Raw genomic sequence first — 13,814 nt, 5'->3', positions numbered from 1 at the left:
TGTTACTCCGTGCCATCCGTCAACAAAATTCGCATGCGATTACGTTCCACGGTGGCCGGGCCGATGCCGGTAACCTCCTGCAACTGCTCAATGGTCTCAAAATCGCCGTTTTCCTCACGGTAGGCGATAATATCCAGCGCTCTTGTCGCCCCTACCCCGTCCAGCGCCAATGCCAGGGTTTCGGCACTGGCTGTATTGATGTTGACCTGCTCTTCGACCCTGATTTCGGAGTCTGATGATTCTTCGTCAGCGGCACTGACTGAAACCGAAAGCAAGGCAGCACACGTGCCAACACAGAAGAGAAAAACCTTCAGGCTATATTTGAAATACCGTTTTGTTGTGTTCATATGGAAACTCCTTTTCCGAATTAGACAAATTTATGCATTACAGCTTCTCGTCGCTTTCGACCAGAGCTGATCAGGTTTTAGCACAAATCTTAACCGTTACCTGAAATTTCTCGCTGAATCGACAACAGTCTTTCGGCCGGCGCACGCGCGCGTGTAATGGGTCGCCCTATAACGAGGTAATCACTACCCGCCTGCACAGCCGCTGCTGGCGTGACGATGCGCTTCTGGTCGTTTGCCGGATCTCCCTGCGGACGAATACCCGGCGTCACTAATAAAAAGTCCTTTCTTAGCAGCTTTCTCAAGTCAGCAGCTTCCGCAGCGGAACACACGACGCCATCCATGTCACACTCCTGTGCCAGCGAGGCCAGACGCTGTACCTGCTCCAGTGGTGAGCGCTGAATACCCTGTACTACCAGGTCATCCTCTCCCAGACTGGTGAGCAAGGTTACCGCAACCAGTAACGGTCTGTGTTCGGCGTCTGCGATTGCTGCGCGCGCCGCGCGTAACATATCCGCACCACCAGCTGCATGCAGTGTCAACATCCAGACACCAAGCTCAGCAGCAGCCGCGACTGCCTTGTTAACCGTGTGGGGAATATCATGGAACTTAAGATCCAGAAAAATATCAAAGCCCATTCCGCCAATCCGGCGAACCAGGTCAGGTCCGCACCGGGTAAAAAGCTCTTTACCCACTTTTACCCGACAGCTGGCCGGATCAAGCAAACGCAACAAGGCCATCACCTCTTCTTCGCTGGCCATATCCAAAGCAATGATAATCTTGTTTTCATCCTGCATGCTAACTCCTCTACTCATTATCGATGTCCCTCAACGCCAAAGGCACTACTCATCATTTGAGCTTAGTCTATTTCGCTGGGTTTGAATTCAGGTCTTTTTTTAAGTTCTTTTTCCAGCGCCCTGATTCGCAATCGCAGACGTGCGTCACGGATCAGGCCGGCACCAATGCTCAATCCGGCCAGCCCTCCTGAGCAGAAAGCAACGATAAGCCACAGGGACAGTGGTCGGGGTGAAAACTCATGGATACCGAACGAGAGCGGTACCGGCGCGGTATTCCACATGGAAAACCCAACGCTGAGAATAAAAATAAGTAACAGCAATAGAAATATCAACCACCGTTTAAATCGTTGCACAACGAATTACCCCCAGTCGATGCTCTTTTTTCCTTTTTGCAAATAAAAACGGCGCCATTCTTTCGAATGCGCCGTTTTATATCAGTGCTGACAATACACCGAATCATGCCGTGTCTTGATGGTTAATGATCCAGCGTACTGTTGACACGGTCCCTCAGTTCTTTTCCGGGCTTGAAGTGCGGCACATGTTTTCCACTGAGCGCCACCGGTGTACCTGTCTTCGGGTTACGCCCGATGCGAGGTACACGGTAGTGCAGGGAAAAACTGCCAAATCCGCGAATTTCAATCCGGCCGCCTTCTGACAAAGCCTCAGACATATACTCAATGACCGCTTTAACGGCAAACTCGCAATCTTTTGCTGATAATTGCGTCTGTTTGGCTGAAATGCGTTCGATAAGCTCAGACTTTGTCATGACAGGTTCCTTGAGTAGATTATTTCTTTTCCATTTGAGCTTTGATCAGATCACCAATGGTTGTCGGACCGGCGGTCGGAGCATCCTGGTTTTTGTGATCCTGGATTGCAGCCTTCTCGTCATCCATCTCGATGGCTTTGACAGACACGCCAAGAACCCGGTTCTTGCGATCCACACTGACCACTTTAACGTCGATCTGATCGCCTTCCTTCAGCACATTGCGAGCGTCTTCTACCTTGTCGCGGCTGATTTCAGATGCACGCAGCAAGCCTTCAACGCCATTGCCCAGATCCACGGTTGCAGATTTGGCTTCAACGCCAGTGATAGTCGCTTTAACTATGCTGCCTTTCTCAAATTCGCCGACGTAGTTGGCAAACGGATCTTCTGACAGCTGCTTGATGCCGAGGGAAATACGCTCGCGCTCCGGATCCACAGACAGAATAACGGTTTCGATTTCGTCGCCTTTCTTATAGGCACGAACCGCATCTTCACCGGATTCATCCCAGGAGATGTCGGACAGGTGAACCAGACCATCAATGTTACCATCCAGACCGATAAAGATACCGAAGTCGGTGATTGACTTGATGCTGCCGGAGATCTTGTCGCCTTTCTTGAACTGTTCGGCAAAACGATCCCAGGGGTTCTGGAAGCACTGTTTGATGCCCAGGGAAATACGACGACGTTCTTCATCGATATCCAGGATCATCACTTCGACTTCGTCACCCAGCTGAACGATTTTTGACGGATGAACATTCTTGTTGGTCCAGTCCATTTCAGACACGTGAACCAGACCTTCAACACCCTCTTCCAGCTCGGCAAAACAACCATAATCAGTCAGGTTGGTGACACGCGCCTTGACCCTGGTCTCTTCCGGGTAACGGGCTTTGATATCAACCCATGGATCTTCGCCAAGTTGCTTCAGACCGAGTGAAACGCGGTTACGTTCGCGATCGTATTTCAATACCTTGACTTTAATTTCGTCGCCGACATTCACGATTTCGCTTGGGTGCTTGATACGCTTCCAGGACATGTCCGTAATGTGCAACAGACCGTCAACGCCACCCAGATCAACAAATGCGCCGTAATCTGTGAGGTTCTTGACCACACCCTTGATAACAAGACCTTCCTGCAGACTGGCCAGCAGCTCATCGCGCTCTTCCGAGCTCACCGCTTCCAGCACTGCACGACGGGAAACAACAACGTTGTTGCGTTTCTGGTCCAGCTTGATCAGTTTGAACTCAAGCAGCTGACCTTCCAGGTGCGTGGTATCGCGAATCGGACGAATGTCGACCAGAGAGCCTGGCAGGAAAGCACGAATGTTGTTGAGGTCGACAGTGAAACCGCCTTTGACCTTGCCGTTGATGATACCTTTGACCACTTCGTTCTTTTCGAAAGCCGCTTCCAGCTCCATCCATGATTCAGCGCGCTTGGCTTTCTCTCTGGACAATCGGGTTTCACCGAAACCATCTTCAACGGCTTCCAGTGCAACTTTAACTATGTCACCAATGGACAGAGAAAAACTACCATTCTCATCCAGGAACTGGCTTTTGGGAATGACGCCCTCAGACTTGAGTCCAGCGTGGACGGTAACCCAGTCTGAATCGATGTCGATTACGGTGCCGTTGACGATAGCACCAGGTGTCATATCTACATCGATCAGGCTTTGTTCAAATAATTCAGCGAAACTTTCACTCATGTTTAATCCTGTAAATTAAATTAGCTGTTCGAAAGTGCCGCGAGGCACATTCTGCAGCTTCAGTTCAACCGCACACCAGCATGTACGGGCCAATGACAAAAAGCCCGCTGATGGACAATGCTGGCTCCATCATCAGGCCGGGTACTTCATGTTGCTTTAAAATCTTACTTGCTCAGTTTCTTACTGCGTATTAACATTTTTATCGGTTAGCAGTTCCAGTATCTGACTGACCACCCGGGAGATGCTTATCCCGGTCGTATCGATAACAGCGGCATCTGCTGCAGGGCGCAGTGGCGCCACAGCTCTGCTGCTGTCCCGTTCATCGCGGGCATTGATATCCGATAAAAGGTCGCCGATATTAACATCAATACCCTTTGCAATCAACTGCTTATATCGTCGATCTGCGCGCTCCTGTGCAGAGGCTGTTAAAAACACCTTTTGCACTGCATCAGCAAACACCACAGTCCCCATGTCACGACCGTCAGCAACCAGCCCCGGCACCTGCCGAAAAGCCCTCTGACGCAGCAATAGCGCCTGCCTGGCGGCGGGCAGCGCCGCCACCACAGATGCCATGGCACCGGCCTGTTCGCTGCGAATGAGAGCGCTGACCTCTTCCCCATCCAGCCAGACGCTGTCGTCGGCACCGGTGCCAAAACCGATATCAAGTCCCTGCGCCAGTGCAGCCACTCCGGTCTCATCATCCAGTTGCAGGCCTTTGCGACCGGCAGCCAGCGCCAATATCCGGTACAACGCTCCACTGTCGAGATAGTGCCAGCCAAGTGAGGCCGCCAGCAGGCGGCTGACGGTACCTTTGCCCGCCCCGCCCGGGCCGTCTATTGCCAGTACTGGCGCATTATTTGCCGGGGTTTCAGTCATCTTTGGCCTCATACGTCAGACCGAAGCCCAATGCTTGCAAGCGATCAACAAAACCCGGATATTTCGCAACAAAAGCGCCTGCTCCGGGCAATTCAATGTGGCCTGACGCACGTTGCGCCAGCACGATGGAGACAAGCGTGAATTCAGGATCATCCCGACACGCCAGCGGACCGGGTGCCAGTGTCGAGCGACGCACCCTTATGATTTTGTCATCCAGTGTAATATCTGCGCCCAGCGCTTGCCATGCCTGACATGCCTCAAGAATTCGGACATTGTCGTAAAGTTTGTCTACGCGCAATCGGGTTTCGCCATCTGCCAGCAAACCGGCCGCTATGTAGGCCAGAATCTGTTCATTCACGGCGTCCGTTCCATTATCTGTGTCTAGCGAACCAACGTCAGGCGACGTCCCGGCAACACAAAAATCAAGTTCGCAACCATGCAAGGCCGAAGTACTGACAATGACGCTGAGCAATCCGTCGCCGGTGAACTGCAAATCCGCCCCCATTTCCTGCAGGGCAAGCAGTGGGTGCTCATTACCCTCGATGCCGGCATACACGCCTGTCAATACCAGCCTTGATTCCGGAACGGTCGTGGCCGCCAATGCCAGAGCCAACACAACAAAGTCATTGGCCGGCAGTTCCGTGCAAGTTGGCAATGCCACCGTATCAGGCACAACTTCCCCGCCCGTCTCCCTGCGCGCAGGAGAGTCCCCGGCGTCACTGCCATAAACTGTCATCAGGTCCAGCTCGGGGCCAACAACGGGCACACCAGCATTGCGCAAACTCTGCACATAGGCCATGGTCGCGCAATCCTCGGGCACCCCGCGCAGCAACGATACCGCAGCACGACTGACGGCATCATCCAGATATTGCCTGGCAGTGCTCGCCGACGCTGGCACACGAAACTCACCCTGCACAGAAAGCCCGGGCCTTCCGACCAGAAGCACGGCGTCATCCGCTTGCCAGCTGCGATCCCAGGCAGAACCGTCAGACTGCTGAAAACGTTGGAAAAAATTGTCGCGAACCAGCTTTGCCCGGGCAAACTCCCGGCCAAGTTCGGCGCCATCCGCGCGCAGCAAAGCGGAGCGCATCTGCTGGAGTGATCCAACGTAGGCATCGAGAATATCAACCGTTGCCTGCGTATTGGCGAGAAAGATATCCCGCCACATCACCGGATCACTGGAGGCGATGCGACTGAAGTCAGCAAAGCCACCGGCCGCATAGTCAAACACCTGCTGTACCCGGTCCGGTTCACTGACAGCGTCGACCAGTGTGTTAACCAGCGTAAAGGCCAGCAGATGAGGCAAATGGCTGGTGCCGGCGAGGACCCGGTCATGACGCTCCACACTCATGGCGTGGATGTCAGCACCCAGGCTCTGCCACAATTCCATCACGGTGCGCACGGCCAGCGTATCGTTGTCGGGCAAGGGCGTCAGTATCACCTTGCGTTTGTCGAAGAGTCCGGGGCGTGACGCCTGATAGCCGCTTTTTTCGGAACCGGCTATGGGATGCCCGGGGACAAAGCGGCGAACACCCGGGCCAAGGATTCGACGTGCGTCGGCAATCACATTGCCTTTGACGCTGGCGGCATCGGTAATGATCACATGATCGCCCAGCAGCCCGTTGAGCTGTTCAAGAATCAGGCGCACCGACAATGTTGGTACAGTAATCATGATCAGATCGGCTTCAGGTGCCACGGTCGCCAGATCAGTTGCATAAGCATGGATACTTCCGTCCAGCATTGCTGTCTGCAGCGCGGTTTCGTCCCGGCCAACCGCAAGAATACGATGACATGCCTTGTTTGCCGCCAGGCCCCGGGCGATCGAACCGCCAATCAGCCCTAAACCGACAATCAAAACGGTTTTGTCCCTGAGCAAACTCATGGCTCAGCCCCGTGCTCTTGGATACGAGCCAAGGTTTTTGATTTTAACGGCGCGTCCGGCAAGCTGGCGGAATACATTTTTAACGACATCGTCTTCGATATGGCCTTCAAAATCGATAAAAAATACGTAAGACCACATGTCATCCCGGGCTGGCCGGGTCTCAATTCGAGTCAGACTTACCTGACAGGTATCAAACGGTTCCAATACACGGAACAAAGCGCCCGGCTTGTTTTCGGCATAAACCAGGATCGAGGTCTTGTCATGGCCCGTTGCCATGGCCGGTCCCTGACGACCGGTCACCAGCGCAGCATGGTCCCGCGCCAGGACCAGAAATCGCGTGGTGTTGTTTTTACGGTCCTGAATGCGGGGAAAAACCACTTTCAGGTCAAAATAGTCTGCCGCAACCTCACCGGCAATGGCTGCTGTCGTCGGGTCTTCCGCTGCCAGCCGTGCCGCCTCCGCATTGCTGCTCACCTCATGCAACTCAATCTCCGGGTAATGCGCGCGCAACCAGATACGACACTGCCCGAGTGATTGCTTGTGCGACACGATGCGCCGGATGTGAGGCAGGCTGGCCGGATCTTTCAGCAGCAGATTGTGCTCAATTGGCAGATAAATTTCCCCGACGGTGGTCAGTGAGGTATCGATCAGGCAATCCTGTGTGCTGTTGACCGCGCCCTCCGTGGAGTTTTCCACTGGTACCACCCCGTAGCGGGCGTTAGCGGCCTCAACCTCCAGGAAGACATCGTCGATATTGGCCACACTCAGCCGCTCAGGGTTATTGCCCGGACCAAAAAACCGGTCTACCGCCGCATGCGAAAAAGTGCCCGGCGGCCCCAGAAATGCGACACGCTCAGGCGTATCACTCATCCCCGGCCTCGTCCGCTGGCTGCTGTTCACCGTCAATGACATCGCCATCAACGATATCGTCAAGCAATGCCTCATCGGCGTCGGCTACTGGTTCCACACCGACCAGCAATTCGTCTTTTTTCAGTTTGATCAGGCGCACACCCTGAGTATTGCGGCTCAGCACAGACACTTCGTCAACACGGATACGTACCAATGTGCCTTTATTGGAAATCAGCATTATCTGACCACCATCGGCTACCTGAACAGCGCCGACCAGTGCGCCATTGCGCTCGCTGGTCTGCATGCCTATGACGCCCTGGCCGCCGCGGCCGTACACCGGGAATTCTGCAACATCCGTGCGCTTGCCGTAACCGTTTTCACTGACCGTCAACACCTGATGACCTTCCTCAGGCAGAATCAGGGCAATCATTTCCTGACCCGGGGCCAGACGGATGCCGCGCACCCCACGGGCTGTTCTGCCCATGGTCCGGACGCCGGCTTCGTTGAAACGAAGGACTTTACCGCCACTGCCGAATAACATGATGTCACGCTCACCATCAGTCAGCGCCGTGCCAACCAGACGATCACCCTCGTCCAGCTCAATGGCCCGCAAACCAACGCTGCGCGGGCGGGAGAAACTGGTCAGTGAGGTTTTCTTCACCGTGCCCAGCGCTGTCGCCATAAAGATGAAATAGCCTTCGGTGTATTCACGTATCGGCAGCATGCTGGTGATTCGCTCGCCCTCTTCCAATGGCAGGATATTCACCAACGGGCGTCCGCGAGAAGTCCGGCTGGCCAGAGGTATATTGAACACGCGCAACCAGTAGACCTTACCGGCACTGCTGAAGCACAACAGCGTATCGTGACTGCTGGCGATCAACAGGTGTTCGACCACGTCCTCATCCTTCACTGCCGCTGCTGCCTTACCCATACCACCACGGCGCTGGGCGTGATAGTCGGTCAATGGCTGTGACTTGGCGTAACCGCTGCGGGAAATCGTGACCACCCGGTCTTCTTCAGTAATCAGATCTTCCATGCTCAAGTCGAGCTGGGAACCGACAATCTCGGTACGACGCTTGTCACCGTAGTTGCTACGCACCAGATTCAGTTCTTCACGCATGACTTCAAACAGGCGGGCATCACTGCCCAAAATTTCAAGAAAATCCGCAATTTGCTGCAATAACTCTTTGTAATCATTGATAAGTTTCTCATGCTCAAGCCCGGTCAGGCGGTGCAGACGCAGATCCAGAATCGCCTGGGCCTGCGCAGGCGAGAGATAATATTCCTCACCCTTCAAACCAAATTCGACCGGTAATTCTTCCGGCCGACAGGAATCGGCACCGGCTTCGCCCAGCATCGCCAGCACACTGGTGGACACCCAGGAGCGTGCCAACAGCTTCTCTTTTGCTTCTGCCGAACTGGGTGACTCCTTGATCAGCTGGATCACGGCATCGATGTTGGCCAGCGCAACCGCCAGGCCCTCGAGTATATGACCTTTTTCACGCGCCTTGCGCAGCAGATATACGGTCCGGCGCGTCACCACCTCACGGCGATGACGGATAAAGGCCTTCAGAATCTCCTTCAGATTCAGCAGTTTGGGCTGGCCATCGACCAAGGCCACCATATTGATACCAAAGACCGACTGCATCTGAGTCTGAGCATACAGATTGTTCAACACAACCTCGCCCACTTCGCCGCGGCGCAGCTCTATCACGACACGTAAACCGTCTTTGTCAGATTCGTCGCGCAGTTCGGTAATGCCTTCTATCTTCTTTTCCTTGACCAGTTCAGCAATCTTTTCGACCAGTCGCGCCTTGTTCAGCTGATACGGAATTTCCGTGATGATGATAGTCGGCTTGTTGGACTTCTCATCTTCAATAATTTCAGCGCGCGCGCGCATGTAAATACGGCCACGACCGGTTTTGTAGGCTTCCACAATGCCGGCACGGCCATTGATAATCGCCGCCGTCGGAAAATCGGGGCCTTTGATATATTCCATCAGCTCATCAATGCTGATGTCGTCGTTGTCCATCAGCGCGAGACAGGCATCCACCACCTCTGTCAGGTTGTGGGGCGGAATATTCGTTGCCATGCCCACCGCAATGCCTGACGAGCCATTCACCAGCAGATTGGGTATCTGTGTCGGGAAAACATCCGGTATGCGTTCGGTGCCATCGTAGTTGTCGGAAAAATCGACGGTTTCCTTGTCCAGATCGGCCATCAGATCATGGGCAATTTTAGCCATGCGGATTTCCGTATAACGCATGGCCGCAGCCGAGTCACCGTCTATGGAACCAAAGTTACCCTGACCGTCAACCAACGGATAACGCAGGGAAAAATCCTGCGCCATACGCACAATGGTGTCGTATACAGCAGAATCACCATGGGGGTGGTACTTACCGATCACATCACCAACCACGCGGGCAGACTTTTTATAGGGCTTGTTCCAGTCATTGGAGAGCACGTTCATGGCGAACAGCACACGTCGATGCACAGGCTTGAGCCCGTCACGCACATCGGGCAGCGCCCGACCGACGATTACGCTCATCGCGTAGGCTAGATAGGATTCGCGCATCTCGCTTTCGAGAGAAACCGGCGATATCTGGTTTGTAGATTCCGTCATATTTTACAGGCTCTTATGCAGACTTCAGGCGACTCATCCAAGAGCGCCCGGGTCAGTCCGTTCAGGTAGTTCCCACACGTCGATTTAACAGCAATCGCCGATCGATAAAATTGATCAATACTACCACAATTGAGCCGCTTCCGGACACTAAAATACGGCCCGATATCAAGCTCCTGCTTTACCGCTTTATTCGTTATAATCTCTGCTTATATATTGAATCGGAGCCGCAATGAGCCTCAGCGAAAACCGCCTTGACGTCGACCTGATAATTCACGCGCGCTGGATAATTCCGGCCACCGATGACCATGCAATCCTGGAGCATCACAGCATTGCGGTGCGCAACGGCGCAATCGCCGGCCTGTGTGCAACGGTTGATGCAAAAACCCGGTTCCGGCCAGCACGCGAGGTCAGCCTCGAGCAACACGCCCTGATCCCCGGCCTGATCAATGCCCATGGCCATGCCGCCATGTCTCTGCTGCGCGGCATTGCTGACGACCTGCCACTGCACACCTGGCTCAATGACCATATCTGGCCATTGGAAGGCAAGTGGATCAGTGAGGAGTTTGTTTATCAGGGGACGCAACTGGCCATCGCAGAGATGATACGTGGCGGCACCAGCTGTTTCGCGGATATGTACTTTTTTCCCGAAACCAGCGCCAGGGCCGCCAGTGAGGCAGGTATTCGTGTACAACTGGCCGCACCTGTCATTGATTTCCCGACACCGTGGGCTGCCGATGCCGACGAATGTATTCGTAAAACCACCGAACTGCATGACATCTGGCGCAACAGCGAGCTTGTGAGCACGGCATTTGGACCCCATGCCCCCTACACTGTCTCTGATGAATCCCTGAGCAAGGTGCTGACGTTTGCCGAAGAGCTCGACCTGCCGATTCACATGCACGTGCACGAAACTGCCTTCGAGGTTGAGGAGGCAGAAAGGACCCAGGGTCAGCGGCCTGTACGCAGACTCTATGATCTGGGCCTGCTGGGCCCGCGTATGCTGTGTGTACATGCCACCCAGATCAATGACGAGGACATGGCGCTGCTGCGTGAAACAGCAACCAACGTAGTGCACTGCCCGGAATCCAACCTGAAGCTTGCCAGCGGTTTCTGCCCTGTGCATCACCTGCAGACAAACGGCATAAACGTTGCGCTGGGAACGGATGGCGCCGCCAGCAACAATGACCTGGACATGTTTTCCGAAATGCGCACAGCCGCACTCCTCGCCAAAGCCTGCGCCGGCGACGCCAGTGCGCTGCCGGCATACAAAGCCCTGCAAATGGCTACCATAAATGGTGCCAAAGCGATGGGACTGGACAAATTGATCGGCACGCTGGAAACCGGCAAGCGTGCCGACTTTGCCGCTGTGCGTATGGACAGCTTCAATGCCATGCCAATTTATAACCCGGTGTCGCATCTGGTGTACTCGACCCAGGCCAGCCAGGTGAGCCACCTGTGGGTGAACGGCAATTTGCTGCTGAATGACGGCGAATTGACCACCATCAACAAAAACCACCTGCAAGAGCAGACACTGGCATGGCAGCAACGCTTACAGCAAACCGAGTTTCAGGGAGACAAGGCATGAGTGCGCCGCAACAACACAGTAACCGCGATGATGCGGAAATACACAAATTCGAGGCTCTGGCAGCACGCTGGTGGGACCCAAACAGTGAGTTTCGGCCGTTGCATGAAATCAACCCGCTGCGCATGGGCTTTATCAGCGGTAAGATCAATCCCGCCGGTCAGCGTTGTATCGACATCGGCTGCGGCGGTGGCATTCTCAGTGAAGCGCTGGCGCATCAGGGCGCCACTGTGACCGCCATTGATCTGGCCGAAGCCTCACTGGCCGTTGCCCGCTTGCACAAACTCGAAAGCGGGCTGGACATAAGCTACGAAAACATCGCCGCCGAAGCCATGGCTGCGCGCGAGCCCGGTCAATACGATATCGTCACATGCCTGGAAATGCTGGAGCATGTGCCGGACCCCGAAGCCATTGTGGAAGCCTGCGTTAAACTGGCCAGACCCGGCGGTCATATTTTCTTTTCCACGCTCAACCGCAACCCCAAATCGTGGCTGTTTGCCATTGTCGGTGGTGAATACATCCTCAACCTGCTGCCCAGGGGGACCCATGACTACGCCAAATTCATCAAACCCTCCGAGTTGGCGTCCTGGTGCCGGCAATACGGTTTGCAACAGGGTGAACTGATTGGCATGGGGTACAACCCATTGAGCAAGCGCTACAGCCTGCAAAAGAACATAGACGTGAACTATCTGGTTCACTACCGGAAACCGACATGAGCGTGCCTGCCGGCTCCCGGGTCAGCGCCGTGCTGTTCGATCTTGATGGCACCTTGGTCGACACCGCACCTGATTTCACTGCTGTCCTGCATCAAATGTGCGCGGACCAGGGTGTTGCCCCTCCCAGTGACTCGGCCATTCTGGCCACGGTGTCGAGTGGCGCACGCGCGCTGGTGGAGCTTGCCTTCCAACTCGCGCCTGATGCCGACGGCTTCGACACATTGCACCAGGCGTTACTCAACGCATACATGGCTCAATTGCAGCATACCCACTCGGTACTTTTCCCGGGCATGAACAAACTTCTGTCTGAGCTCGAAGACAGGCACATACCATGGGGTGTGGTCACCAACAAGCCGGAGCGCTTTAGTGTGCCACTGCTGCAGAAACTGAACCTGGACACTCGCTGTTCGGTGTTGATCTGCCCCGATCACGTGAGTCAGACCAAACCCCATCCCGAGCCTCTGCTGCTGGCTTGCAACCGCCTTGCCTGTGAGCCACATTTGGCCATTTATGTCGGTGATCACCCGCGTGACATCGAGGCCGGTAACGCCGCTGGCATGCACACCATCACAGCTGCTTACGGTTACCTGCCATCAGCCCCTCCGATTGACGACTGGGGGGCATGCTACATCTCAAAATCGGTTGTGGACATGCACCGGTATCTGTCCGCCCGCTTCACCGCCACCTGAAAGCAAGGATCATCACATGAAAATTGAACCCGCCCGGGCCACCAACGCCAGCGAACTGACGATTGCTGTCAATGACAGTCTGCAAGGCCGAACCATCATGGTCACCGGCGCTGGCGACGGCATTGGCAAAGCAGCCGCACTCACCTATGCCCGCAGTGGTGCGACCGTCATTTTACTGGGTCGCACCCAGCAAAAACTGGAAAAGGTTTATGACACCATCGCGCAGGAGAATTTGCCTGAAGCCATCATCCACCCGCTGGACCTGGCCATCGCTAACAGCGAAGACTACGATGTGCTGGGCAAATCTGTTTCGGAACAATTCCCGTCACTGGACGGACTGCTGCATAACGCCAGTGAACTGGGTGCTCTGGGTCCCATTCAGTATCAAACACCGGAGAGCTGGATGAAACTCATGCAGATCAATATTAATGCGGTTTTCCTGTTGACCCGGGCCCTGCTGCCTGCCATGCAGCAGTCTCAAGATGCCCGCATCCTCCTCACCTCATCCAGCGTAGGCCGCAAGGGGCGCGCCTACTGGGGTGCCTATGCGGTGAGTAAATTCGCCACCGAAGGTTTCATGCAGGTGCTTGCAGACGAACTGACCGAGACCGCAAATATCCGCGTCAATAGCATCAACCCCGGTGCGACCCGCACGGAAATGCGACGCGCCGCCTACCCGGCCGAGAACCCCCTGTCTCTGCCGACAGCTGAATCACTGATGCCGGCCTACCTTTATCTGATGCAGGCAGGGAGTCGACAACTGCACGGACAGGCCCTGGATATCCGCAACCTGCTGACCGCGATGCCAGATACCCACGCGACGGCAAACTGACAGCATGGATACGGCAAGCGTCAGTAAACCGGCAAATTCTTGCCGCTGACGCATGTCCCTGGCTTGCCGCGCCCGTGAAAACTTGCCATATTGCCTCTTTTTAAATGGCTATCTTATTGTTTTAACTCCACTTGATATAAATCAAATAATTCTGGCACAAAA

The 13,814-nt window shown here is 54.7% G+C and carries 13 protein-coding genes; 4 read left to right on the top strand and 9 right to left on the bottom strand.

The annotated features are described in order from the left end of the window. Nucleotides 1–2 precede the first annotated feature (2 nt). The 9 genes from WD071_RS01420 to gyrA form a co-directional block, all read right to left on the bottom strand. Nucleotides 3–347, bottom strand: coding sequence for a ComEA family DNA-binding protein (locus tag WD071_RS01420; protein ID WP_368046504.1), 345 nt, complete (start codon nucleotides 345–347; stop codon nucleotides 3–5). An 89-nt stretch (nucleotides 348–436) separates the two neighbouring features. Next, entirely contained in the window at nucleotides 437–1,141 is a 705-nt protein-coding gene (gene pyrF / locus WD071_RS01415) for an orotidine-5'-phosphate decarboxylase (RefSeq protein ID WP_368046687.1), read from the bottom strand. A 62-nt stretch (nucleotides 1,142–1,203) separates the two neighbouring features. Continuing rightward, on the bottom strand, nucleotides 1,204–1,494 hold the full coding sequence (locus WD071_RS01410) for a lipopolysaccharide assembly protein LapA domain-containing protein (RefSeq protein ID WP_368046503.1): 291 nt from the start codon (nucleotides 1,492–1,494) through the stop codon (nucleotides 1,204–1,206). 122 nt (nucleotides 1,495–1,616) lie between these two features. Then, nucleotides 1,617–1,907: an integration host factor subunit beta gene (gene ihfB, locus WD071_RS01405; RefSeq protein WP_368046502.1), complete on the bottom strand. Its 291-nt coding sequence runs from the start codon at nucleotides 1,905–1,907 to the stop codon at nucleotides 1,617–1,619. Nucleotides 1,908–1,926: 19 nt separating this feature from the next. Beyond that, nucleotides 1,927–3,603 carry a 30S ribosomal protein S1 gene (rpsA, locus tag WD071_RS01400; RefSeq protein ID WP_368046501.1) on the bottom strand — a complete coding sequence of 559 codons (1,677 nt, stop codon included), beginning with the start codon at nucleotides 3,601–3,603 and terminating at the stop codon, nucleotides 1,927–1,929. 180 nt (nucleotides 3,604–3,783) lie between these two features. Then, nucleotides 3,784–4,479, bottom strand: a complete 696-nt coding sequence (cmk, locus tag WD071_RS01395) for a (d)CMP kinase (protein ID WP_368046500.1) — start codon at nucleotides 4,477–4,479, stop codon at nucleotides 3,784–3,786. Further along, a complete protein-coding gene (locus WD071_RS01390; RefSeq protein WP_368046499.1) occupies nucleotides 4,472–6,361 on the bottom strand; it encodes a prephenate dehydrogenase/arogenate dehydrogenase family protein in 1,890 nt (629 codons plus the stop codon). The genes cmk and WD071_RS01390 overlap by 8 nt, the downstream gene beginning before the upstream one ends. Nucleotides 6,362–6,364: 3 nt before the next feature. Next, complete coding sequence (pheA, locus tag WD071_RS01385) at nucleotides 6,365–7,231, bottom strand: prephenate dehydratase (protein WP_368046498.1); 867 nt, start codon at nucleotides 7,229–7,231, stop codon at nucleotides 6,365–6,367. After that, nucleotides 7,224–9,833 (bottom strand): DNA gyrase subunit A, encoded by a 2,610-nt coding sequence (gene gyrA, locus WD071_RS01380; protein WP_368046496.1) that lies wholly within the window; start codon nucleotides 9,831–9,833, stop codon nucleotides 7,224–7,226. The genes pheA and gyrA overlap by 8 nt, the downstream gene beginning before the upstream one ends. A 229-nt stretch (nucleotides 9,834–10,062) precedes the next feature. On the opposite strand from gyrA, the gene WD071_RS01375 reads away from it, so the two are divergent. Genes WD071_RS01375 through WD071_RS01360 form a run of 4 tightly spaced genes read left to right on the top strand, consistent with a single transcriptional unit; the run spans nucleotide 10,063 to nucleotide 13,652 of the window. Further along, nucleotides 10,063–11,418 carry a TRZ/ATZ family hydrolase gene (locus WD071_RS01375; RefSeq protein ID WP_368046495.1) on the top strand — a complete coding sequence of 452 codons (1,356 nt, stop codon included), beginning with the start codon at nucleotides 10,063–10,065 and terminating at the stop codon, nucleotides 11,416–11,418. Further along, nucleotides 11,415–12,131 (top strand): bifunctional 2-polyprenyl-6-hydroxyphenol methylase/3-demethylubiquinol 3-O-methyltransferase UbiG, encoded by a 717-nt coding sequence (gene ubiG / locus WD071_RS01370; protein ID WP_368046494.1) that lies wholly within the window; start codon nucleotides 11,415–11,417, stop codon nucleotides 12,129–12,131. The genes WD071_RS01375 and ubiG overlap by 4 nt, the downstream gene beginning before the upstream one ends. Next, a complete protein-coding gene (locus WD071_RS01365; protein ID WP_368046493.1) occupies nucleotides 12,128–12,820 on the top strand; it encodes an HAD-IA family hydrolase in 693 nt (230 codons plus the stop codon). The genes ubiG and WD071_RS01365 overlap by 4 nt, the downstream gene beginning before the upstream one ends. 16 nt (nucleotides 12,821–12,836) lie before the next feature. Then, nucleotides 12,837–13,652, top strand: a complete 816-nt coding sequence (locus WD071_RS01360; protein ID WP_368046492.1) for a YciK family oxidoreductase — start codon at nucleotides 12,837–12,839, stop codon at nucleotides 13,650–13,652. Nucleotides 13,653–13,814: the final 162 nt, after the last annotated feature.

Origin of the sequence: Pseudohongiella sp., assembly GCF_040877505.1 — a bacterium.
Classification (GTDB): domain Bacteria; phylum Pseudomonadota; class Gammaproteobacteria; order Pseudomonadales; family Pseudohongiellaceae; genus Pseudohongiella.
This window is presented reverse-complemented; position numbering and strand designations above follow the sequence as displayed.

What these genes read in the sequence shown, in the direction of transcription:
- WD071_RS01375 (WP_368046495.1), top strand. Translation starts at nt 10,063, where the DNA reads ATGAGCCTCAGCGAAAACCGCCTTGACGTCGACCTGATAATTCACGCG.
- rpsA (WP_368046501.1), bottom strand. Translation starts at nt 3,603, where the DNA reads ATGAGTGAAAGTTTCGCTGAATTATTTGAACAAAGCCTGATCGATGTA.
- pheA (WP_368046498.1), bottom strand. Translation starts at nt 7,231, where the DNA reads ATGAGTGATACGCCTGAGCGTGTCGCATTTCTGGGGCCGCCGGGCACT.
- gyrA (WP_368046496.1), bottom strand. Translation starts at nt 9,833, where the DNA reads ATGACGGAATCTACAAACCAGATATCGCCGGTTTCTCTCGAAAGCGAG.
- pyrF (WP_368046687.1), bottom strand. Translation starts at nt 1,141, where the DNA reads ATGCAGGATGAAAACAAGATTATCATTGCTTTGGATATGGCCAGCGAA.
- WD071_RS01360 (WP_368046492.1), top strand. Translation starts at nt 12,837, where the DNA reads ATGAAAATTGAACCCGCCCGGGCCACCAACGCCAGCGAACTGACGATT.
- WD071_RS01390 (WP_368046499.1), bottom strand. Translation starts at nt 6,361, where the DNA reads ATGAGTTTGCTCAGGGACAAAACCGTTTTGATTGTCGGTTTAGGGCTG.
- ihfB (WP_368046502.1), bottom strand. Translation starts at nt 1,907, where the DNA reads ATGACAAAGTCTGAGCTTATCGAACGCATTTCAGCCAAACAGACGCAA.
- WD071_RS01420 (WP_368046504.1), bottom strand. Translation starts at nt 347, where the DNA reads ATGAACACAACAAAACGGTATTTCAAATATAGCCTGAAGGTTTTTCTC.
- cmk (WP_368046500.1), bottom strand. Translation starts at nt 4,479, where the DNA reads ATGACTGAAACCCCGGCAAATAATGCGCCAGTACTGGCAATAGACGGC.
- WD071_RS01365 (WP_368046493.1), top strand. Translation starts at nt 12,128, where the DNA reads ATGAGCGTGCCTGCCGGCTCCCGGGTCAGCGCCGTGCTGTTCGATCTT.
- ubiG (WP_368046494.1), top strand. Translation starts at nt 11,415, where the DNA reads ATGAGTGCGCCGCAACAACACAGTAACCGCGATGATGCGGAAATACAC.